Origin of the sequence: Mesorhizobium sp. M0910 (assembly GCF_040319465.1) — a bacterium.
Classification (GTDB): Bacteria; Pseudomonadota; Alphaproteobacteria; order Rhizobiales; family Rhizobiaceae; genus Mesorhizobium.
On the sequence record NZ_JAMYNZ010000007.1, the window covers coordinates 133,524 to 154,173 of the forward strand.

Consider the following 20,650-nt stretch of genomic DNA (forward strand, 5'->3'; position numbering starts at 1 on the left):
CCTGAGGACCATCGCGCATCTTCCATGAGAGTTTCCAGTTGGTTACCGGAAAATGATGGTAACTACAAGATACGTGGTTTCCGCGGGTAACGAGAGCCGTTATCTGAGGCTCTCAATCCATCCAACCACGAAATGGACAGAACGATGTACGCAATAACTGGAGCAACAGGACAGCTTGGCCGTCTCGTGATCGACGCACTGCTGAAGACAGTTCCGGCCAGCCGGATCGTTGCGGCGGTTCGTGATCCGGCAAAGGCCCGCGATCTTGTCCAACGCGGCGTAGTCGTGCGGGAGGCGGACTATGATCGTCCCGACACGCTCCCGATGGCGCTGGCCGGCGTCGATAGACTGCTGCTGATTTCCTCGACCGAAGTCAGCGGCCGCTTGCCGCAGCATCGGTCAGTGATCAAGGCCGCCCAACGGGTGGGGGTTTCGCTGATCGCTTACACGAGCATGCTGCATGCGGACACGTCTCCCGCGAGGCTCGCGGTCGAACATCGGCAGACGGAGGAGGTCATCGCGGCCTCCGGCCTACCCGCCGTCATCCTGCGCAACGGCTGGTACACCGAGAACCATCTGATGGCGCTCCCGGCGGCTCTGGAGCACGGCGCCTTCATCGGCGCCGCAAATGAGGGGCGCTTCTCGTCCGCGGCGCGGCAGGATTATGCCGAGGCCGCGGCCGTGGTGCTGACAAGCGAGGATCAAGCAGGGAGGATTTACGAGCTCGCCGCGGACCGAGCGTTCACGCTCGCCGAGCTTGCGGCGAAGGTCTCGCGGCAATCGGGCAAGGCGATCGCCTACAACGATCTTGCCGGGGCGGCCTATGAGGGCGTGTTGACAGGCGCCGGGCTGCCCGCCGATCTCGCCGCTATCCTGGCCGATGCCGACATTGCAGCCTCACGCGGAGCGTTGTTCGATGACGGCGGCGCCATGAGCCGGCTGATCGGTCGACCGACAACGCCACTGGAGAGCGTCGTTGCGGCAGCATTGCGCGGTTGAAACCGAGATGGCTGTCACATCCGCCAAAGGATCAGAGGACCGTCTGTCGCTCGCGCCAACAGTTATTCAAACGACAAGACTAGCGCAGCTTTCCGCGCTTCCGGTGCTCGCGTACTTATGTACGCTCCGCTCCGGTCTCGAAAACCACGCTATCTGTCTCGCCAGAGCGATTCTCAAACATTCTCTAAACAGACTCGGCTTGCTGTTTCTGGTTTGTTTCACATTTCGCTGGCATCGCTGTCCCCCGAAGGTAGATTTGACGGATGGGGGAAGCGATTCGCATCATCGGCATCGATCCGGGGCTGAGGCGCACCGGCTGGGGCATCGTCGAGAGCCTCGGCAATTCGCTGCGCTTCGTCGCTTCCGGCACGGTGCGGTCCGACGACAAGGCCGCCCTGGCGGTGCGTCTTTGCCAGTTGTATGACGGGCTCGCCGAGGTCCTGCATGCCGCGATGCCGCAGGAGGCGGCGGTCGAGCAAACTTTCGTCAACAAGGACGCCGCAGCGACGCTGAAACTCGGCCAGGCACGCGGCATCGCCATGCTGGTGCCGGCGCGTGCCGGCCTTGTCGTTGCCGAATATGCGCCAAACGCCGTCAAAAAGGCGGTGATCGGCGTCGGCCATGGCGACAAGAAGCAGATCCACATGATGGTCAAGGTGCTGATGCCGAAGGCGACGTTCGACAGCGATGACGCCGCCGACGCGCTGGCTATCGCCATCTGTCACGCGCATCACCGGCAGAGCATCGCCTACAGGATGGTGGCGCTGGCCGGATAAGGTTGTTCTTGACTTGTTCTCCAGTGGGCAATAAGTAATACCAACGAGGTATTACCATGCGCGTTACCACCAAGGGCCAAGTGACTATCCCGAAGGAAATACGGGATCATCTGGGTATCGGCCCGGGCTCGGAGGTGGAGTTCGTCCCCACCGAGGACGGGGCTCGTGTCATAGCCGTCGACGAAAACATGTCGGAGGAGGAAGCCTCGCGCAGATTCAGCCAGATGCTCGGCCGTATGGCCGGTACGCTGGATCTGGGAGGCATGACGGCGAACGAATATATGGAATGGCTGAGGGGCCCACGTGAAGATCTCGACATTGATTGACACAAATGTCCTGATCGACGTTTGGGGTCCTGCCGGACGGGAGACGAAATGGTCGGCATCCGCGATTACCGCATGCCGGCGCGACGGCGCACTCGTAATCAATGCAATCGTCTGGTCCGAGCTCGCGCCGTTGATTGCGACCGAACAGGCCCTTCGCCAAGCAGTCGACATGCTCAAGATGGATCGCGAATTCCTGCCGTGGGAAGCAGCCTTCCTCGCTGGTGTCACGCATTCCCGCTATCGCCGCCCCGGCGGCATTGGCGAACGAACGCTGCCGGATTTCTTTATCGGCGCCCATGCGGTTGTCGCCGGGCATCGGCTGCTGACGCGCGATGCCGCGCGCTATCGCAGCTACTTCCCGGATCTCGATATCATCTCTCCGGAAACCCACCCGGCATGATCGGCAAGCTCAAATGATCGGCAAGCTAAAAGGCACGCTGGACGAGATCGACGAGGATTTCTGCGTCGTTGACGTGCATGGCGTCGGCTACGTCGCCTATTGCTCGGCGCGCACGCTTGCCGCGTTGCCGCCGCCCGGCGAGGCGGTGGTGCTGTTCATCGAGACCTATGTGCGCGAGGACATGCTGCGGCTCTATGGGTTCCAGTCGGTGCTGGAGCGCGAGTGGTTCCGGCTGCTGATGAACAATGTGCAGGGCGTCGGCGCCAAGGTGGCGCTGGCCATCCTGTCGACGCTGGCGCCGGCCGACCTCGCCAATGCGATTGCGCTGCGCGATATCGCCATGGTCAGCCGCGCGCCCGGCGTCGGCAAGAAGGTCGCCGAGCGCATCGTCACCGAATTGAAGAACAAGGCGCCGGCCTATGCGGGCACTGCCTCCGGCACCATCGGCCTGAAGCAGGAGCTCGGTGAGGGCGTTGCCTCGGCGCCGATTACCGACGCCGTCTCGGCACTGGTCAATCTCGGCTATTCGCGCGACACCGCCGCCAATGCGGTGGCGGCAGCGCTGAAGACGGCAGGCGAGGAGGTGGACGCCTCGAAGCTGATCCGCTTCGGGCTGAAGGAGCTGGCACGGTGAGACGTTGCTTGTCCGGTCCCTTGCCATATGCAAGGAAGGCGGCATGAGCCTTTCGCCACGCCTCATTGCTCCCGACAGACGCGGCGAGGACGCCGAGCAGACCTTGCGGCCGCAGACGCTCGGCGACTTCGTCGGCCAGGCGGCGGTGCGGGCCAATCTCAAAGTGTTCATCGAGGCCGCCAAGGGCCGCAGCGAAGCGCTCGACCATGTGCTGTTCGTCGGCCCGCCCGGCCTCGGCAAGACGACGCTGGCGCAGATCATGGCGCGCGAGCTCGGCGTCAATTTCCGCTCGACCTCGGGTCCGGTCATCGCCAAGGCCGGTGATCTCGCGGCGCTGCTCACCAACCTCGAAGACCGCGACGTGCTGTTCATCGACGAGATCCACCGGCTCAACCCGGCGGTCGAGGAAATCCTCTATCCGGCGATGGAGGATTTCCAGCTCGACCTGATCATCGGCGAGGGGCCGGCGGCGCGCTCGGTCAAGATCGACCTGGCCCGCTTCACGCTTGTCGCCGCCACCACCCGGCTCGGCCTTTTGACCAACCCGCTGCGCGACCGCTTCGGCATTCCGGTGCGGCTCAATTTCTACTCGGTCGAGGAACTCGAGCAGATCGTGCGGCGTGGCGCCCGCATCCTTGCCATGCCGCTCGGCGACGACGGTGCCTTGGAGATCGCCCGGCGGGCGCGCGGCACGCCGCGTATCGCCGGCCGGCTGTTGCGCCGGGTGCGCGACTTCGCCAGCGTTGCCGGCGACGGTCATGTCGACCGCAAGGTCGCCGACGAGGCGCTGACGCGGCTGGAGGTCGACGGGCTCGGCCTCGACGCGCTCGACCGCCGTTATCTGTCGATGATCGCCCGGAATTTCGGCGGCGGGCCGGTCGGCATCGAGACCATCGCGGCCGGGCTTTCCGAGCCACGCGATGCCATCGAGGACATCATCGAACCCTTTCTGATCCAGCAAGGCTTCATCATGCGTACCCCGCGCGGCCGCGTGCTGGCGGCCAATGCCTGGCGGCATCTCGGCCTCGACGCGCCAAAGGACCTGGCGCAGCAGCAGATCAGCCTGTTCCAGGAAGAACCCTAGGTTCCGCTGCTTATGGCTTCGGTGCTGGCAGTCCCCGGCCCAGCCCTCCAGGTCTTGATCATCGCCGGTCTATGCGCAAAACAGGTGTTGCTTGAAACAGGGCCTGTCGGGCCAAAAGGACAGCGCAATGGACGATCACGGTGAATCGGCATTGTCCGCCGGACTTTCCGGCGCGCTGACGGAATTCGGCCATCGACTGATGGCGCGGGTCTATTATGCCGACACCGATTTTTCCGGCGTCGTCTACCACGCGCGCTATCTCGAATTCTTCGAGCGCGGCCGGTCCGACTATCTGCGGCTGGCCGGCGTCCACCACACCGAGCTTGCCGACGGCAAGCATGGCGAGAAAATAGTCTGGGTGGTGCGGCGCATGGAGATCGATTTCCGCGGTTCGGCCCGCATGGATGACATCCTGACCATCGATACGCGCACCGAAGACATTTCCGGCGCCCGCATCGTCATGGCGCAGCAGTTGAAACGCGGCAGCGAAGTGCTGGTCGAGGCGCGGGTCGAAGCGGCGATCGTCGGCGAGAACGGCCGGCCGCGGCGCTTTCCCAAGGATTGGGTGGCAGCCTTCATGCCCGGAACGCGCAAATAAGAGTTCAGAGGCGGAAGATCCGGAGCTCCCGTCCGGGCGAGGATCGCCGGGCTGGTCGTCGGGGCGCGGCAATGCGCCGCGCTGTACGTCCTAACCCATCCTTAACCATAACGGTCCATGAAGGGATTGGTTAAGATTGGAAGAATCCAAGCGCCTTCCTTTCACCAATATTTGCCCCGAAAAGGCCGCCAACGGTGCATTTGGGGTTATTCCGCAAGCTTAACGCGAACGGACCACAAGGGATGCCCATGGGCCAGCCGCCAGCCACGCCCCGAAAATCTTTAAGGACGTAACATGGAAAACATCGCTCTCGCCGACCCGGGCGCGCATTTATCGATTTGGGCCTTGTTCATGCAGGCCGGTTGGGTGGTCAAGCTGGTCATGATCGGCTTGCTCTGCGCCTCGATCTGGACCTGGGCGATCATCGTCGACAAGCTCGTCGCCTATGCCCGCATGCGGCTGGCGCTCAACCGCTTCGAGCAGGTGTTCTGGTCGGGACAATCGCTGGAAGAGCTTTACCGCACGCTCGCCGACCGCAAGACGACCGGCATGAGCGCGATCTTCGTCGCCGCCATGCGCGAATGGAAGAAAAGCTTCGAGAAGGGCGCGAAATCGCCGCTCGGCCTGCAGACCCGCATCGACAAGGCGATGGATCTGGCGTTGACCCGCGAAATGGAAAAGCTGGAAGGGCGGCTCGGGTTTCTCGCCACCACCGGCTCGGCGGCGCCCTTCATCGGCCTGTTCGGCACCGTGATCGGCATCATGACCTCGTTCCAGGCGATCGCCGCCTCGAAGAACACCAGCCTGTCGGTGGTCGCGCCCGGCATCGCCGAAGCGCTGCTGGCGACAGCCATCGGCCTGCTCGCCGCCATCCCGGCCGTCATCGCCTACAACAAGCTGTCGTCGGACGCGAGCAAGATCGCGGTGCGCATGGAAGGGTTTGCGGATGAGTTCTCCGCCATACTCTCGCGCCAAATCGATGAAAAAGTCGCGCAGAAGGCCTGAGGAACGATCATGGGAATGTCCGTAAGCGCAGGTGGCGGAGGACGCGGCGGGCGCGGCCACAGGCGGCGCGGCCGCCATCACGCCTTGATATCGGAGATCAACGTCACGCCGATGGTCGACGTGATGCTGGTGCTGCTGATCATCTTCATGGTCGCAGCACCCTTGCTGACGGTCGGCGTGCCGATCGACCTGCCGGATACGCAGGCCAAGGCGATGAACGCCGATACGCAGCCTATAACCGTGTCCATCAACCCGGCCGGTCAGATTTACCTCCAGGAAACCGAGATCCCTGTCGAGGAGCTGGTGGCGAAGCTGCAGGCGATCTCGAAGACGGGCTATGACGAGCGCATTTTCATCAGGGGTGACAAGGCGACGGATTACGGCACGGCCATGAAGGTGATGGCCCGCATCTCGGCTGCCGGCTACAAGAATATCGGCCTGGTTTCACTGCAGGAACAGGATCAGTAGACGCAAGATGAGGACCGGCCTCACCACATCGGTGATCTTGCATACGGTGGCGATTGCCTTCGGGCTGTTCACCTTGTCCTCGCCGCCCGCGATGCCTGCGTCCGATGCGGAATCGGTGTCGGTCGAGATCGTGCCGATGGAAGCGACGGCACAGGTCCTGCAAGGCGACAAGAAGTCTGTGATGCATGACAAGCCGGCGCCGCTGCCGACACAGCGTCCCGACATCGTTCCCGATGCCCAGAAAGTCGGCGATAACAGCGTCGATACCGACAAGCCGCCGACACCTGAGCCCAAGCCCCAGCCAGTCGACATGACGGCGGCTCCGCCACCCGCGCCGACGCCGGTCGAAAAGCCCAAACCCGAGGACGTGCCGAAGCCGAAGGAAGAGCCGAAGCCTATTCCCGCTACGGAGGTCGCGCCGGTGCCGCAGCCGAAGGAAGAGGTCAAGCCCGAGCCGGTCAAGCAGACCGAGCCCAAGCCGACGCCGGCCACGGAGCCGACGCCCACGCCACCGCAGGACAAGACCGCCGCGATCGATCCGCAGCCCGAGGTCAAGCCGGATGCCGTCGCCGAGGCGATTGCCAAGCAACCGCCGACCGAGGAGGCGCAGCTTCCGGACTCGGCGCCAGCACCCGAGGCTCGGCCGAAGCCGCAGCCGGCCCAGGCCGAAAGCGCCAAGGCGCCCGAGCGCAAGGATGCCGACAAGCCGGTCAAGGAAGCCTCGTCCAGGCCGAAATCTGAAGACAAGCAGTTCAACGCCGACGAGATTTCGGCTCTGCTCGACAAGCGGAAGCCGTCCGGCGGCGGCGCCAAGCGCTCGACCCAGCAAGCATCGCTCGGCGGCGACAAGGATCAGGGCCAGAAGCTTTCGAAATCGGAGCAGGGGGCATTGGAGGCCCAGCTTAGTAATTGCTGGACCCTGCCGGTAGGGCTCGAGGGTTCGGAGAATTTCGTGGCTGTGATCCAGTTCAACCTGGACGCCTCCGGCAAGCTGGATGGCCGGCCTACTGTCGAAAAATCGAGCGGAAACCGCCCGTTTGACGAAAGTGCAGTGCGCGCGGTTCAGAAATGCGACATGGCCGGCCTGCAGGTTCCGGCGGGCAAGCAAGACATCTGGTCCGACGTTCGGGTCACTTTTGACCCTAGGGAGATGCTCGGCCTTTAGGCCCGGCGCTCACAGAATCAGCGAAAGAAGCGAGAAGACATGAAATCCATCCTCAAGCCGCTCCTGACGATCGCAGCGATGGCGCTGGGTATGACCGTTGCCGTCACCCTGCCGGCGCGGGCGCTCGTTGAGCTCAACGTCAATAAGGGCAATGTCGAGCCGTTGCCGATCGCCATCACGGACTTCCAGGGCGGCGATGCGCTCGGCGCCGAGATTTCCGGCATCGTCAGTGCCGACCTGAAACGCTCCGGCCTGTTCGCGCCGATCGACAAAAGCGCTTTCATTGAAAAGATCTCGAGCCCGGATGCCACGCCGCGCTTCGAAGACTGGAAGGTGATCAATGCGCAGGCGCTGGTCACCGGCAGTGTCGGCAAGGAGGCTGACGGCCGCATTCGCGCCCAGTACCGGTTGTGGGACACGTTTGCCGGCCAGCAGATGTCGGGCGAGCAGTTCTTCGCCAACGACGCCAATACCAGGCGCGTCGCCCATATCATCGCCGATGCGATCTACGAGCGGCTGACCGGCGAGAAGGGCTATTTCGACACGCGCGTTGTCTTCATCGACGAGTCCGGTGCCAAGAATGCGCGCAAGAAGCGGCTTGCCATCATGGACCAGGACGGCGCCAACGTCCGCTATCTCTCGAACGGCAAATCGATCGTGCTGACGCCGCGCTTCTCGCCGAACCGGCAGGAAATCACCTACATGTCCTATGAAAGCGGTCAGCCGCGGGTGTACCTGCTGCAGATCGAGACGGGGCAGCGCGAGCTGGTCGGCAATTTCCCCGGCATGACGTTTGCGCCGCGCTTTTCGCCCGACGGCCAGAAGGTGATCATGAGCCTGCTGCGCGATGACGGCAATTCCAACATCTTCGCCATGGACCTGAGAAGCCGCTCGACGACCAGGCTTACCAACTCGACCGCCATCGACACCTCACCGTCCTACTCGCCTGACGGCAGCAAGGTGGTGTTCACCTCGGATCGCGGCGGCCGCGCGCAGATCTATGTGATGGGCGCCGACGGCTCGGGCCAGACCCGCATCTCGTTCGGCGACGGCGTCTATTCGACGCCGGTATGGTCGCCGCGCGGCGATCTCATCGCCTTCACCAAGCAGACCGGCGGCGAATTCCAGATCGGCGTCATGCGCACCGACGGTTCGGGTGAGCGCATCCTGTCTACCGGCTTTCAGCAGGAAGGGCCGACCTGGGCACCCAACGGCCGGGTGCTGATGTTCTTCCGTGATTCCAATGGCGGACCAAAACTTGTTTCGGTCGATCTCACCGGCCGCAACGAACAGCCGATCCCGACGGCGAACTTCGCCTCGGATCCGGCCTGGTCGCCGCTGCTGGAATAGGCGGGAAGAGGAATTGAGGAATTGAAGAACTGACGAACTGACGAGTTGAAGAACTGAAGAGTTGAAGAACTGAAGAATGGAGAAGGCAGAGGTCACATCGAGCACGCGAGGGATTTAGAAGTCTATAAGCGTGCCTATGCGGTTTCCCTTGGGGTACACAGAGCCACGCTTGCCTTTCCGAAAATGGGAGCAATACGCGCTCGCCGATCAACTACGTCGTTCCAGCAAGGCGATCTGCGCCAATTTGGCCGAAGGCTTTGCCAAACAGACCCACTCCAAGCCCGAATTCGCACGGTTCACTTCGATGGCCATAGGATCGTGCAGTGAAGTGGAGACCTGGATTTCGTATGCGTTCGACCTCGAGTACATCACACAGGCGCAACGCGACGATTGGTTGCAATCCTATGCCCGCGTCTATGGAATGCTGGTCAATCTCAGAGAGAAGCTGAGGTGATCTCTTCCTCAATTCCTCAATTCCTCAATTCCTCAACTCCTCAATTCCCTCTTTTCATGTTTTGGCCGCATTTCCGCCTACGGTCCGCGCTCATTGTCGCCCTTGAGTAGCCCTCGGCAGAACGGTTGCGGACGGCAGCCGAAACCAAATTTTAACCGTGTTTCTTGAGCGTCGGTTAACCCAAACGTGGTTACTGGACGATCAATGAAATCACTCGAATTGCGAAGGAGAGGCGGCATGGGCCGTATCGCAGCACTTACCACAAACCCGGTCATGATCGCGCTCGTCGCGATGCTCGCGATCACCGGTTGCGCCTCGAAGAAGACGCCGAACAGCGCCGCCGATCTCGGCCTCAACGGCGCCGGCGCGGCAACGCCCGGGTCGGCCCAGGACTTTACCGTCAATATCGGCGACCGCATCTTCTTCGATACCGATTCTTCCTCGATCCGCGCCGATGCGCAGACGACGCTGTCGCGCCAGGCGCAGTGGCTGAACCAGTACAAGCAGTATGCCATCGTCATCGAAGGCCATGCCGACGAGCGCGGCACGCGCGAATACAATCTGGCGCTCGGCGCCCGCCGTGCTGCCGCCACCCGCGACTTCCTGGTCGCCAAGGGTGTTTCGGCGCAGCGCCTGAAGACCATTTCCTACGGCAAGGAGCGTCCGGTCGCGGTTTGCGACGACATCTCCTGCTGGTCGCAGAACCGCCGCGCCGTGACCACCCTGAGCGGCGCCGGCTCCTGATCGGCAAAAATGCAACACTTAGTGCGAAAGGCGGCCGCAGGGCCGCCTTTTTCGTATCTGCTCGCTCCAAACAAAATTTGGCCGAAGTCTCACGTCCTGTTAAGAGCCGAGAGCGTCTGGCCAGTCCCCAGTTGGCTGGTCTACTTCGAGTGAGAGGCGCGCAACAATGGTTTCACGGCGAGAGGCACATGCATTTCAGATCGGTCTTGAGCGGCACGCTTGCGCTGCTGCTCGTATCAAGTATCGCGGCACTTGCTGACGGTATCGGGGCAAACGCCACCGAGCAGTCATCGGAAAGCGGTTTTTCCTTCCATCTGCCGACGATCAAACTGCCCGCCATTTTCGGCGAAAGGAAAAAGCCGGATCAGGTTCAATTCGCACAACAGGATGGCACCGGCACTCCGGCGCTGGAGGAACAGCTCCGGCAGATGAACGGCAAGATCGAGGAACTCAATTTCCAGGTTCTGCAGATGCAGGAGCAGATCCGCAAGCAGCAGGAAGACAACGAATTCCGTTTCCAGCAGTTGGAAGGCGGTCCGCAAGGCGCGCAGCAGCCGGCCGGACAGAAGAAGTCCGAGGCCGCGCCCAGCAGCGACGGTAACGTGGCGGAGGTCCCGGCAACGCAGGCTCCGGCCGACGCGGGCAAGGCAGCAGACGGCGGCAAAAGCGTCGAAGACGTCATCATCGAATCGCCCAACGGCGATCCCGGCAAGCTGATCCCCGGCGCGCCGCCCAAGACGTTCGGCACCATCACCGTCGACAAAAACGGCAATGTCGTCGAAGCCGATGGCAATGCGCAGGCGAACGCGCCGTCGCAGAATACGGCCCCAGCCAACGGCGCCAGCGCGGCCGGCAACAAGGCCGGTAAATCCGACGACACGGTGGTCGCGGCACTCCCATCGACCAACGACCCGGAGGAGCTTTACCGCAACTCTTACCAGTTCATCCTGTCGGGCGACTACAGCACCGCCGAACAGGGTTTCCGCGATCACATCGCCCGTTTTCCCCGGGACGCCAAAGCGGCGGATGCGCATTACTGGCTCGGTGAATCGCTGCTCGGCCAGCAGAAATACCGCGATGCGGCCGAGATTTTCCTCGCTGCCAGCAAGGACTATCCCAAGGCCAAGAAGGCGCCCGACATGCTGCTGAAGCTCGGCGTTTCACTGGTCGGGCTGAAACAGCGCGACGTGGCCTGTGCCACTTTCAGCGAGATCGGCAAGCGCTACCCTGATATTTCCGGCGCGCTCAAGGAGCGGGTCAAGCAGGAAAGGGCACTCGCGGCGTGCTAGTTTTTCCGTTGCGTGTCGCTGCCGCAAAACCGGGCCCACGCTTGGGCGACATGCATGACGCTCGACACCGGGCCTGACCTTTCGGATTTTTCGCGGATCGACTTTTCCAACGGCGCTGTTGCGGCCGTGTCCGGCGGCAGCGACTCGACCGCCCTTCTCCTCCTCCTCAAAGCCCATCTCGACCGTAACGCCCCGGCAACGAAATTGCTGGCGGTAACGATCGATCATCGATTGCGGCCGCAAGCGGCAGCGGAAGCGCAAGCCGTGGCCAGGCTGTGCGCGGCGCGCGGTATTGCCCATCGCGTTCTCGCCTGGTCGGGGCGCAAACCATCGACCGGCCTCCCCGCCGCCGCGCGCAAAGCCCGACACCGGCTGCTCGCCGAGGCCGCCGAAGCGGCAGGCATCGGCCTGATCCTGACTGGCCACACCGCCGACGACCAGGCCGAGACCGTGCTGATGCGGCAAACGCGGGACGAGTGGGCGCGTGACGAGCGGCCAACTGACGAGCGGCCAAGTGACGAGCGGCCAAGTGATGGCGGGCAAAGCGACGACGGGCGGCGCGAGGAAGGGCGGGGTCTTGCCGGGATGGCGCCGGCAACCCTCTACGACTGGCGGCACTGGATCGTGCGGCCACTGCTCGGCGTAAGGCGTGAGGCACTGCGCGAATTCCTGCGGCGTGAACAGGTTGCCTGGATCGAAGATCCGACCAATGCCGACACCGCTTTCGAGCGGCCGCGCGTCCGCGCAGCACTTGCCGAAGGCGATGGTGCGCCTCGTGTGGCTGAAGCGATAGCGCTGGCCAGAAAGGTGGCGGCCGAGCGTGAGCAACTGGGACGCCGCGCGGCCATGCTGATCCGCAGCTTGGCCTCCAGGCCAGCCGCCGGCCTCGTCCGCCTCGACCGGGATTTTGCGACTGAAAGCGACAGCGGGGCGGCTATTTATGCGCTGCGCATTCTGCTGGCGGCGACCGGCGGCACAGCTTTCCTTCCCGACCAGGCCCGCAGCGAAGCCCTTTTCGGCCGGCTCCGCACCGGGCCGCTTTGTGCCACATTGTCGCGGACCGTGATCGATGCCCGGCGTACCGGTATCTTTTTGCATCGCGAATTGCGCGATCTGCCGCCCGCTGTCGAGGTTTCCGACAATGCCCTTTGGGACGGCCGCAGACGGATCACATTGGGCGACAGTTCAGGTGCATTGTTGATCGCGCCGCTGTTGGTAGCACCGCTCGGGGCGGCTCTTGCCGCAAAGCGGGCAATTGCCGGGCATGGCACGCCGGCAAGCCTTGTACGCGCGGCCCTGGCCGCCGAGCCGGCGCTATGGCGGGATGGCGAATGCCTTGGTCTGCCTGGGGAAGGCCCGGGTTTGCCCGGGGAAGGCCCGATGCCGGCTGCTGTCGCCGCATATCCGGCAGTCGCGCCCTTCGCCCGTTTCCTGCCGTCCTTCGATCTGGCGCCGGCCGATGCCGTCGCCGCCTTGCTTGGCGCGGCGCCGGTTCCAGCCTCGCCATTCGGCGGCCACAGTGCCGGCCTACCACGGGCGAAAGCTTAACCGAGACCTGCTGTTATGCTTGGCAAGGGGAGACGCTCTCCCTATGTTAGGGCCAAGTTTCCTCTCACGACGCGTGTCCGCCCAGCGGCGCCAACGGGACAATTGATGAATCCGAATTATCGCAACCTCGCGCTCTGGGCGATCATAGCGGTCCTGCTCATCGCTCTCTTCAATCTTTTCCAGACGCCGCAGACGCGTGGGGCCTCGAGCGATGTCCCCTATTCGCAGTTCCTGCAGGAAGTCGCCGCCGGACGGATCAAGTCGGTGACCATCGCCGGCGCCCGTATCTCCGGCAATTACACGGACAGCTCCAACGGTTTCCAGACCTATTCGCCTGGGGACCCGTCACTGGTTTCGCGTCTGCAGGACAAGAACGTCACCATCAATGCGCGTCCTGAATCCGACGGCTCCAATTCGCTGTTCGGCACCCTGATCTCCTGGCTGCCGATGATCCTCATCCTCGGCGTCTGGATATTCTTCATGCGCCAGATGCAGTCCGGTTCCGGCCGTGCCATGGGCTTCGGCAAGTCGAAGGCCAAGCTGTTGACCGAAGCGCATGGCCGCGTCACCTTTCAGGACGTCGCTGGCGTCGACGAAGCCAAGCAAGATCTGGAAGAGATCGTCGAGTTCCTGCGCGACCCGCAGAAATTCCAGCGGCTCGGCGGCAAGATCCCGCGCGGCGTGCTGCTCGTCGGTCCTCCCGGAACCGGCAAGACGCTGCTCGCCCGCTCGGTCGCCGGTGAAGCCAACGTGCCGTTCTTCACCATTTCGGGCTCGGACTTTGTCGAGATGTTCGTCGGCGTCGGCGCAAGCCGCGTCCGCGACATGTTCGACCAGGCCAAGAAGAATGCGCCTTGTATCATCTTCATCGACGAAATCGACGCGGTCGGCCGCCATCGCGGTGCCGGCCTCGGCGGAGGCAATGACGAACGCGAGCAGACGCTGAACCAGCTGCTGGTCGAGATGGATGGCTTCGAATCCAACGAAAGCATCATCCTGATCGCCGCCACCAACCGGCCCGACGTACTCGATCCGGCGCTGCTCAGGCCGGGCCGCTTCGATCGCCAGGTGGTGGTGCCGAACCCCGACATCGTCGGCCGCGAAAAGATCCTGAAGGTGCATGTGCGCAACGTGCCGCTGGCGCCCAATGTCGACCTCAAGGTGATCGCGCGCGGCACGCCGGGCTTTTCCGGCGCCGACCTGATGAACCTGGTCAACGAGTCCGCCCTGATGGCGGCACGGCGCAACAAGCGCCTCGTCACCATGGCCGAATTCGAGGACGCCAAGGACAAGATCATGATGGGCGCCGAGCGCCGCTCGTCGGCGATGACGCAGGCCGAGAAGGAGCTGACCGCCTATCACGAGGCCGGCCACGCCATTCTGGCGCTCAACGTGCCGTCCGCCGATCCGCTGCACAAGGCGACCATCATTCCGCGCGGCCGGGCACTCGGCATGGTCATGCAGCTGCCGGAAGGCGACCGCTATTCGATGAGCTACAAATACATGATCTCGCGCCTCGCCATCATGATGGGCGGCCGTGTCGCCGAGGAGTTCAAGTTCGGCAAGGAGAACATCACCTCGGGCGCCTCCTCCGATATCGAGCAGGCGACCAAGCTGGCGCGCGCCATGGTGACGCGCTGGGGCTTCTCCGACAAGCTCGGCCATGTCGCCTATGGCGACAACCAGGAGGAGGTGTTCCTCGGCCATTCGGTGGCGCGCACGCAGAACATCTCGGAAGAGACGGCGCAGATCATCGACGCCGAAGTGCGCCGGCTGATCGACGAGGCTTATTCGACGGCAAGGTCAATCCTGACCAAGAAAAAGAAGGAATGGATCGCGCTGGCGCAAGGCCTGCTCGAATACGAGACGCTGTCGGGCGAGGAGATCAAGCAGCTGATCGCCGGCAATAAGCCCGCACGCGACCTCGGCGATGACACGCCGCCGAGCCGTGGCTCGGCCGTACCAAAGTCCGGCCGCCGCAAGAAGGGTCCCGAGCCCGAAGGTGGCATGGAACCCCAGCCGTCAAGCTAGGCTCCGGCCCGAGACAGATCGACTTTCGAAGCGCCGCGGCCTTGACCGCGGCGTTTTCTTTTGGGGAATGCGAAAGTGAGATGACGGCCAATCCCCCCGCGAAGGAACGTGGCCTTCTATCGTCCTCGATGACGACTTCGGGAAGATCGGCAAGGCGCGGGGGGGGGAAGCAAATCCGTATTTTTGCGAGGGCACCACATTTTGTTCTTGCTTTGTGCCGGCAGCTATGCTACTAATTTGGGTATGGTGGCAATTGGCCCCGAAGACCCGCCCGTCGAGGCGGGTTTTTTCGTTTCAGGCATCTTTCGACTGGGGAGCTATCCGCAACCTTGCGCCAACGTTGGCGATTGGCGAAAGCCGGCATGATGGCTAATCTCCCCCCTTGTGGGGGAGATGTCCGGCAGGACAGAGGGGGGCGCTGTCCCGCCGACCTGCCAACGTATCGCAGACACGCCACAACTGATCTGATCTCAATCAGAGAAAACAAATTTAAAGGTTTGCGATCCTTCGCACTCCCCTCTGCTCTGCCGGGCATCTCCCCCACCAGGGGGGAGATTGGCAGCGTAGTCGACGCTGCCAACCTTCCAACGCCGGGCCTCTCGTTGGAGTCGGCCAACAAAAAGCCCGCGAACCTTGCGGCTCGCGGGCTCCTATCGTCGGATGTTGGCGCCGGTCAGCTCTTCAGCTTGGCGTTGCAGAGGCTGTAGAAGCCGCCGCCCTTCTGGATCCACCTGAGGCCGCCCAGCGTATTGGCGTCCTTGTTGGCGTAATAGAGGTCGAGGCAGGTGTGCATGCGGCCCTTGGCCGGGGTCTCGGTTGCATACTTCTTGGAGATCGCCGTCGGGAATTTCACGCCCTGGGGGGCGGTGATGGTCGGCGGCTGCGGATCGCCGGTATACTTGGCATCAGGAGCCGGCAGGGTGTCGTCGTCGGCTGCGCCGGCGCCGCATTGGCTCTTGCGGAAGTCGTTCCACTTCATGCCGTTCAGCGTGTTGCCGGCCTTGGCAGCCTGATATTTGGCGCTGCAATCCGCCATGCTGAGGCCTTTGCCGGAATCGGTCGCCGCGGCTGTCGCCGCCTCGGCAGGTGCCGCGGCAGGTTGTGCCGCTGCAGTTGCGCCGGCGGCGCATTCACTCTTGCGGAAGTCGTTCCATTTCATGCCGTTGAGCGTGCCGGCAGCCTTGGCGGCCTGGTATTTGGTGCTGCATTCCTTGGCCGTCAGGCCCGGCGCAGCGTCGTCGTCGGCGGCTGCCGCAGCCTTGGTCGTGGCGGCGGGTTGTGCGGCTGCGGTCGCGTCGGCGGCGCACTGGGTCTTGCGGAAATCGTTCCACTTCATGCCGTTCAGCGTGCCGGCGGCTTTTGCCGCCTGGTACTTGGTGCTGCACTCCTTCGCCGTCAGGCCCGGGGCCGCATCGTCGCCGGCGGCTGCCTTGGTGGTGTCAGTGGCCTTGGCCGGGGCGGTGTCGGTCGTAGCGGCGGTGGCAGTGCCGCATTGCGCCTTGCGGAACTGGTTCCAGTTCTGCCCGCCAAGCGTTCCCGCATCCTTCGCCGCGTTGTACTTGGTGCTGCACTCGGCCATGGTCAGCGCATTGGCAGGCGCCGCCAGGAACAAGGTCGCGACGGCAAGACCCGTCAAAGTGGCAAGTCGGTGGATGAGCATGCGTTTTCTCCCTGTGGCAGTTCATGATATGTCCCAGTGCAGCAATAGCGCTCAACGGCTGGTTGCGCCAGATGCTAAGTAGCGTAGAGTCAAATTTAGAAGTGCATTCTTTTCTTTAAGGTGATGAATTCGTTGCCGGGACCGTCTCCCAGCCAAGTTCGTCCGGGTGCATTGCACGGAGAGCGCGCATATGGCTGGGTCCCAGCGAGGCCACTGCGTCACATGACAGCCAGTCAGATCGGCGGGTGCGGAGGACCTGAGCCTACCGCTGTCTGGAGCCGCACGATGCGGACTCGGGTTCAAGGCCACACTGCCACAGACCAAAGGATCCAGAGGAGTTTGAGTTGACGTTTCTGATGCTGCTGCCGCAACAAGGGCTCGGAACTTGAAAATCAACACACTAGCGTGACGCAAAACACACAAAACAACAATTTTCTAAGGATTGGTCGTCCATAATCATACAATGTGATGACGGGGCTTGGGCCATTTTATGGCATGAGATGCTCGGAAAGAACCATCGGGAAGCTGGCGAACATGGCAGGACATTATTTCGGTACGGACGGCATTCGTGGGCGAGCCAACAAGTTTCCAATGACGGCGGAGGTCGCCATGCGGGTCGGCATGGCCGCCGGCCTCTCGTTCCAGCGCGGCAGCCACCGCCACCGCGTCGTGCTCGGCAAGGATACCAGGCTTTCCGGCTACATGATCGAGAACGCGATGGTATCCGGCCTGTGCGCCGCCGGCATGGATGTCTTCCTGCTCGGCCCTATCCCGACGCCCGCTGTTGCCATGCTGGTGCGCTCGCTGCGCGCCGATATCGGGGTGATGATTTCTGCCTCGCACAACCCCTATTACGACAACGGCATCAAGCTGTTCGGCCCCGATGGCTACAAGCTGTCCGATGAGATCGAGGAGCGTATCGAGGGGATGCTCGACAAGGATATCGAATTGGCGCTCGCTGATTCCGATGGGCTCGGCCGCGCCAAACGCGTGGACGGCGTGCATGACCGCTATATCGAATTCGCCAAGCGCACGCTGCCGCGCTCGATGTCGCTGTCGGGCCTGCGCATCGTCGTCGATTGTGCCAATGGCGCCGCCTACAAGGTGGCGCCCGACGCGCTATGGGAACTCGGCGCCGAGGTCGTTGCCATCAATGTCGAGCCCAACGGCTTCAACATCAACAAGGAATGCGGCTCGACTCATCCAGCCGGCTTGCAAAAGAAGGTGCACGAAGTGCGCGCCGATATCGGCATTGCGCTCGACGGCGATGCCGACCGCGTCGTCATCGTCGACGAGAACGGCGCGATCGTCGATGGCGACCAGATCATGGCGCTGATTGCCGAGTCCTGGCACCAGAGCGGGCGGCTGGCCGGCGGCGGTGTCGTCTCGACGGTAATGTCCAATCTCGGCCTCGAACGCTTCCTCGGCGACATGAACCTGCAGTTGCATCGCACCAAGGTCGGCGACCGCTATGTCGTCGAGCACATGCGTGCCCATGGGCTCAATGTCGGCGGCGAACAGTCGGGTCACATCGTGCTGTCCGACTTTTCGACCACCGGCGACGGCCTTGTCTCGGCGCTGCAGGTGCTCGCCTGCATCAAGCGGCAGAACCGGCCGGTGAGCGAACTGTCGAAGAAGTTCGAGCCGGTGCCGCAGCTGTTGAAGAATGTGCATATTTCCGGCGGCAAGCCGCTCGAGGAGGCGCCGGTCAAGGCAGCGATCGAAGATGCGCGCAATCGCCTCGGCAAGGCCGGGCGCCTGGTCATCCGGCCATCCGGCACGGAGCCGCTCATCCGCGTCATGGCGGAAGGCGACGACCCACAACTTGTCGAGTCGGTCGTCAACGACATCGTCGAGGTCATTTCGGAAACGCGCAGCGCCGCCTGATCTCCCTCCAACATCGGTTCAAAGCCCGCCTTGCCGGCGGGCTTTTTATTGAGTCGCCAATTCCGCCTGCAGCAACGGCCGCCAGATTGCTCGACTTTTGGAGATTCGTGGTTAATCAATACGGTTAAACGCCTTTTAACCTTTCCGATTCATTATCCACAACTGAGGTCAATCACGTTTCGGGCGCGTTCGCCGTTCGAGGGTTCTCAGGAGTGATAAGCATGTTCAACACAGCAAGAATGGCCCTCCTGGCCGCGCTGTTTGCCGGCGCCGGGCCGGCATTCGCCGCCGATTTCGTCGAGCCGCCCGTAGTCGAGGAGGCGCCACCACCGGTTGCCTACGAGCAGCCGGCCGAATTCGGCGGCTGGTATATCCGTGGCGACATCGACTATCACTGGTCGAAGTTTCGTGGCGGCGACTACATCACGTACGGTGTAGCGCCCCAGAATCCCGGCAAGTTCGATACAGGCAAGCTGGACGGCGCCTTCTCGGCCGGCGGCGGTGTTGGTTACCAGATCGACGAGCATTTCCGCACCGATCTCACCTTGGACTGGATGAGCAAGTCCAAATTCCGCGGCTCGACCGACGGCTTCTGCGGCCCGCAGCAAACGCCTTGCACGTCCGTCGATACCTCGTCCTATTCGGCGCTGCTGCTCTTGGCCAACGCCTATGTCGACATCGGCACCTGGCATGGGATCACGCCTTATGTCGGCGCCGGCATCGGCGGTGCCTGGGTCAAGTGGGATGAACTGCACAACGTGGACAGCGACGGTTCATTTGATCATAGCGGTGGCAAGGGCTGGCGTTTTGCCTATGCTGCCATGGCGGGCGCATCCTACTGCCTGACCGATCGCGTCAAACTCGATGTCGGCTACCGCTTCAGCCACATCAATGGCGGTAAGATGTTCGACTATGCCTCCCTCCCCAATGTCGGCCCAGGCTATGACAAAGGCATCAACGTGCACGAAGTGCGTGGCGGCCTGCGCTACCAGTTCGGCAGGTCGGACTGCGCGCCGCCGGAGCCCTACGTTCCAGAACCCGAGCCCGTCTACACCAAGTAGTTGTTTCTGAAATCCAGGAATTCGTCGACCGCCCGGCTGATGCCGGGCGGTTTCGTTTTGGCTGCCTAAGATGCTGCGGCGCTCGGGAACACCGCCCAACTTGAGAAGCGAAAGCGGATCAAATCAATTGCTAACGCCTTGTTATCCTTAACCCGCACTTAACCACTATGGTTAACAATGCTGTCTGAAACGGCGCGCGATTGCGAATGCGCCAAGTTCGGGAGCCGAGAACCATGACATCCAAATCGCCTGTAGCACTGGCGCTAGCAGCAGTCGTCGTGTTGCCGCTGACGCCGGCGCTTGGTGCCGATTACGAACCGCCGGTCTATGTCGACCAGGCGCCCGATTATGTACCGGTCGAGGTTGGCTCGGGATGGTATCTGCGCGGCGATGTCTCCTATCTGGTGCAGAAGAGCTTCAGGGATGAGGATTTCGCCTTCACGCCCGCGAGCTTCGACGAAAAGGAAGATCCCATCTTCGCCAGCATTGGCTTCGGCTACCATTTCAACGACTATTTGCGCGCCGATCTCAATGCCGGCTATCTGCCCGGCAACAAGATCGAGGTCGGCTATAACAACGGAACGACCGTGGCATCGGCGACCCTGAAGAACTATGCCTTCTCAGGCATACTCAATGGCTATGTCGACCTTGGCACCTATGTCGGAATCACGCCTTATCTCGGCGCTGGTGTCGGTATCCTCCAGAGCAAGCGCCGCCTGTCGGCGAGCTACTTCACCGCCAACGCCGACCCCACCGACGATTTCGTCCTGCGTGACAACAAGACCCAATACTCCTTCGCCTACACGCTGAATGCCGGCCTTGCCTACCAAGTGTCCAAGAATGTCTCAGTCGATGTGGGGTATCAGTATTTCTCCGCACCCGACGCCGAATATGTGACGGCCGAAAGCCTGACTTCTTATCCGATCCGCAAAGGGATCAATAATCACCAGGTCAAAGTCGGACTGCGATACGACCTCTGGTAGGCTCGATCGAAGCTGAGGCGTGAACAATGGCGGGTCTTTGGCCCGCCGTTTGCGTTGTGGCACTTTTTTTCCAAAGGCAGCCGGTATCCCGACAGCGACAAAAACTTTCCCCTTGACGCCGAAAGCCTGAACGCATATCGCCGTCCGTGGGCCACCCCTCCCCAACGAGGGGCCACTATCTGGAAGGA

20 protein-coding genes are annotated in these 20,650 nt (G+C 62.5%); 19 read left to right on the forward strand and 1 reads right to left on the reverse strand.

The features are described 5' to 3' along the window. Positions 1 to 144: 144 nt before the first annotated feature. The 16 genes from NKH78_RS18875 to ftsH all read left to right on the forward strand — a co-directional run bounded on the left by NKH78_RS18875 (position 145) and on the right by ftsH (position 14,871). Positions 145 to 999 carry an SDR family oxidoreductase gene (locus NKH78_RS18875; protein ID WP_352737792.1) on the forward strand — a complete coding sequence of 285 codons (855 nt, stop codon included), beginning with the start codon at positions 145 to 147 and terminating at the stop codon, positions 997 to 999. 263 nt (positions 1,000 to 1,262) lie between these two features. Further along, positions 1,263 to 1,775 carry a crossover junction endodeoxyribonuclease RuvC gene (ruvC, locus tag NKH78_RS18880; RefSeq protein ID WP_352737791.1) on the forward strand — a complete coding sequence of 171 codons (513 nt, stop codon included), beginning with the start codon at positions 1,263 to 1,265 and terminating at the stop codon, positions 1,773 to 1,775. Between the two features lie 56 nt (positions 1,776 to 1,831). Then, the gene (locus tag NKH78_RS18885) at positions 1,832 to 2,101 is read left to right on the forward strand and encodes an AbrB/MazE/SpoVT family DNA-binding domain-containing protein (protein ID WP_352471202.1); all 270 of its coding nucleotides are present in this window, start codon (positions 1,832 to 1,834) and stop codon (positions 2,099 to 2,101) included. Then, positions 2,079 to 2,501, forward strand: coding sequence for a type II toxin-antitoxin system VapC family toxin (locus NKH78_RS18890; protein ID WP_352883488.1), 423 nt, complete (start codon positions 2,079 to 2,081; stop codon positions 2,499 to 2,501). Before NKH78_RS18885 ends, NKH78_RS18890 begins: the two co-directional genes overlap by 23 nt. A gap of 13 nt (positions 2,502 to 2,514) precedes the next feature. Then, positions 2,515 to 3,135, forward strand: coding sequence for a Holliday junction branch migration protein RuvA (gene ruvA / locus NKH78_RS18895; protein ID WP_352737790.1), 621 nt, complete (start codon positions 2,515 to 2,517; stop codon positions 3,133 to 3,135). A 43-nt stretch (positions 3,136 to 3,178) separates the two neighbouring features. Further along, the gene (gene ruvB, locus NKH78_RS18900; RefSeq protein ID WP_023677999.1) at positions 3,179 to 4,219 is read left to right on the forward strand and encodes a Holliday junction branch migration DNA helicase RuvB; all 1,041 of its coding nucleotides are present in this window, start codon (positions 3,179 to 3,181) and stop codon (positions 4,217 to 4,219) included. 127 nt (positions 4,220 to 4,346) lie between these two features. Beyond that, positions 4,347 to 4,817 (forward strand): tol-pal system-associated acyl-CoA thioesterase, encoded by a 471-nt coding sequence (ybgC, locus tag NKH78_RS18905; protein WP_352471199.1) that lies wholly within the window; start codon positions 4,347 to 4,349, stop codon positions 4,815 to 4,817. Between the two features lie 294 nt (positions 4,818 to 5,111). After that, entirely contained in the window at positions 5,112 to 5,822 is a 711-nt protein-coding gene (tolQ, locus tag NKH78_RS18910) for a protein TolQ (RefSeq protein WP_352489260.1), read from the forward strand. Positions 5,823 to 5,831: 9 nt separating this feature from the next. Beyond that, positions 5,832 to 6,290 carry a protein TolR gene (gene tolR / locus NKH78_RS18915; protein WP_352504951.1) on the forward strand — a complete coding sequence of 153 codons (459 nt, stop codon included), beginning with the start codon at positions 5,832 to 5,834 and terminating at the stop codon, positions 6,288 to 6,290. A 7-nt stretch (positions 6,291 to 6,297) separates the two neighbouring features. Next, positions 6,298 to 7,455 (forward strand): cell envelope integrity protein TolA, encoded by a 1,158-nt coding sequence (gene tolA / locus NKH78_RS18920; protein WP_352687204.1) that lies wholly within the window; start codon positions 6,298 to 6,300, stop codon positions 7,453 to 7,455. A gap of 78 nt (positions 7,456 to 7,533) precedes the next feature. Further along, entirely contained in the window at positions 7,534 to 8,805 is a 1,272-nt protein-coding gene (tolB, locus tag NKH78_RS18925; RefSeq protein ID WP_502896067.1) for a Tol-Pal system beta propeller repeat protein TolB, read from the forward strand. Positions 8,806 to 8,953: 148 nt separating this feature from the next. Continuing rightward, positions 8,954 to 9,259: a four helix bundle protein gene (locus tag NKH78_RS18930; RefSeq protein WP_352883492.1), complete on the forward strand. Its 306-nt coding sequence runs from the start codon at positions 8,954 to 8,956 to the stop codon at positions 9,257 to 9,259. Between the two features lie 237 nt (positions 9,260 to 9,496). Beyond that, positions 9,497 to 10,003, forward strand: a complete 507-nt coding sequence (pal, locus tag NKH78_RS18935) for a peptidoglycan-associated lipoprotein Pal (protein ID WP_352504953.1) — start codon at positions 9,497 to 9,499, stop codon at positions 10,001 to 10,003. A 188-nt stretch (positions 10,004 to 10,191) separates the two neighbouring features. Continuing rightward, complete coding sequence (gene ybgF, locus NKH78_RS18940; protein WP_352504954.1) at positions 10,192 to 11,292, forward strand: tol-pal system protein YbgF; 1,101 nt, start codon at positions 10,192 to 10,194, stop codon at positions 11,290 to 11,292. Between the two features lie 54 nt (positions 11,293 to 11,346). Beyond that, entirely contained in the window at positions 11,347 to 12,840 is a 1,494-nt protein-coding gene (gene tilS, locus NKH78_RS18945; RefSeq protein ID WP_352737788.1) for a tRNA lysidine(34) synthetase TilS, read from the forward strand. Positions 12,841 to 12,945: 105 nt separating this feature from the next. Next, entirely contained in the window at positions 12,946 to 14,871 is a 1,926-nt protein-coding gene (gene ftsH / locus NKH78_RS18950) for an ATP-dependent zinc metalloprotease FtsH (RefSeq protein ID WP_352476109.1), read from the forward strand. A gap of 673 nt (positions 14,872 to 15,544) precedes the next feature. Here ftsH and NKH78_RS18955 read toward each other — a convergent pair. Beyond that, a complete protein-coding gene (locus tag NKH78_RS18955) occupies positions 15,545 to 16,531 on the reverse strand; it encodes a hypothetical protein (protein ID WP_352883495.1) in 987 nt (328 codons plus the stop codon). Between the two features lie 534 nt (positions 16,532 to 17,065). Here NKH78_RS18955 and glmM point away from each other — a divergent pair. From glmM to NKH78_RS18970, 3 genes are all read left to right on the forward strand, one after another. Next, positions 17,066 to 18,418 (forward strand): phosphoglucosamine mutase, encoded by a 1,353-nt coding sequence (gene glmM / locus NKH78_RS18960; protein WP_292664754.1) that lies wholly within the window; start codon positions 17,066 to 17,068, stop codon positions 18,416 to 18,418. Between the two features lie 221 nt (positions 18,419 to 18,639). Then, positions 18,640 to 19,479: an outer membrane protein gene (locus tag NKH78_RS18965; protein WP_352737786.1), complete on the forward strand. Its 840-nt coding sequence runs from the start codon at positions 18,640 to 18,642 to the stop codon at positions 19,477 to 19,479. Positions 19,480 to 19,712: 233 nt separating this feature from the next. Then, positions 19,713 to 20,462 carry an outer membrane protein gene (locus NKH78_RS18970; protein WP_352504959.1) on the forward strand — a complete coding sequence of 250 codons (750 nt, stop codon included), beginning with the start codon at positions 19,713 to 19,715 and terminating at the stop codon, positions 20,460 to 20,462. Positions 20,463 to 20,650 lie beyond the last annotated feature (188 nt).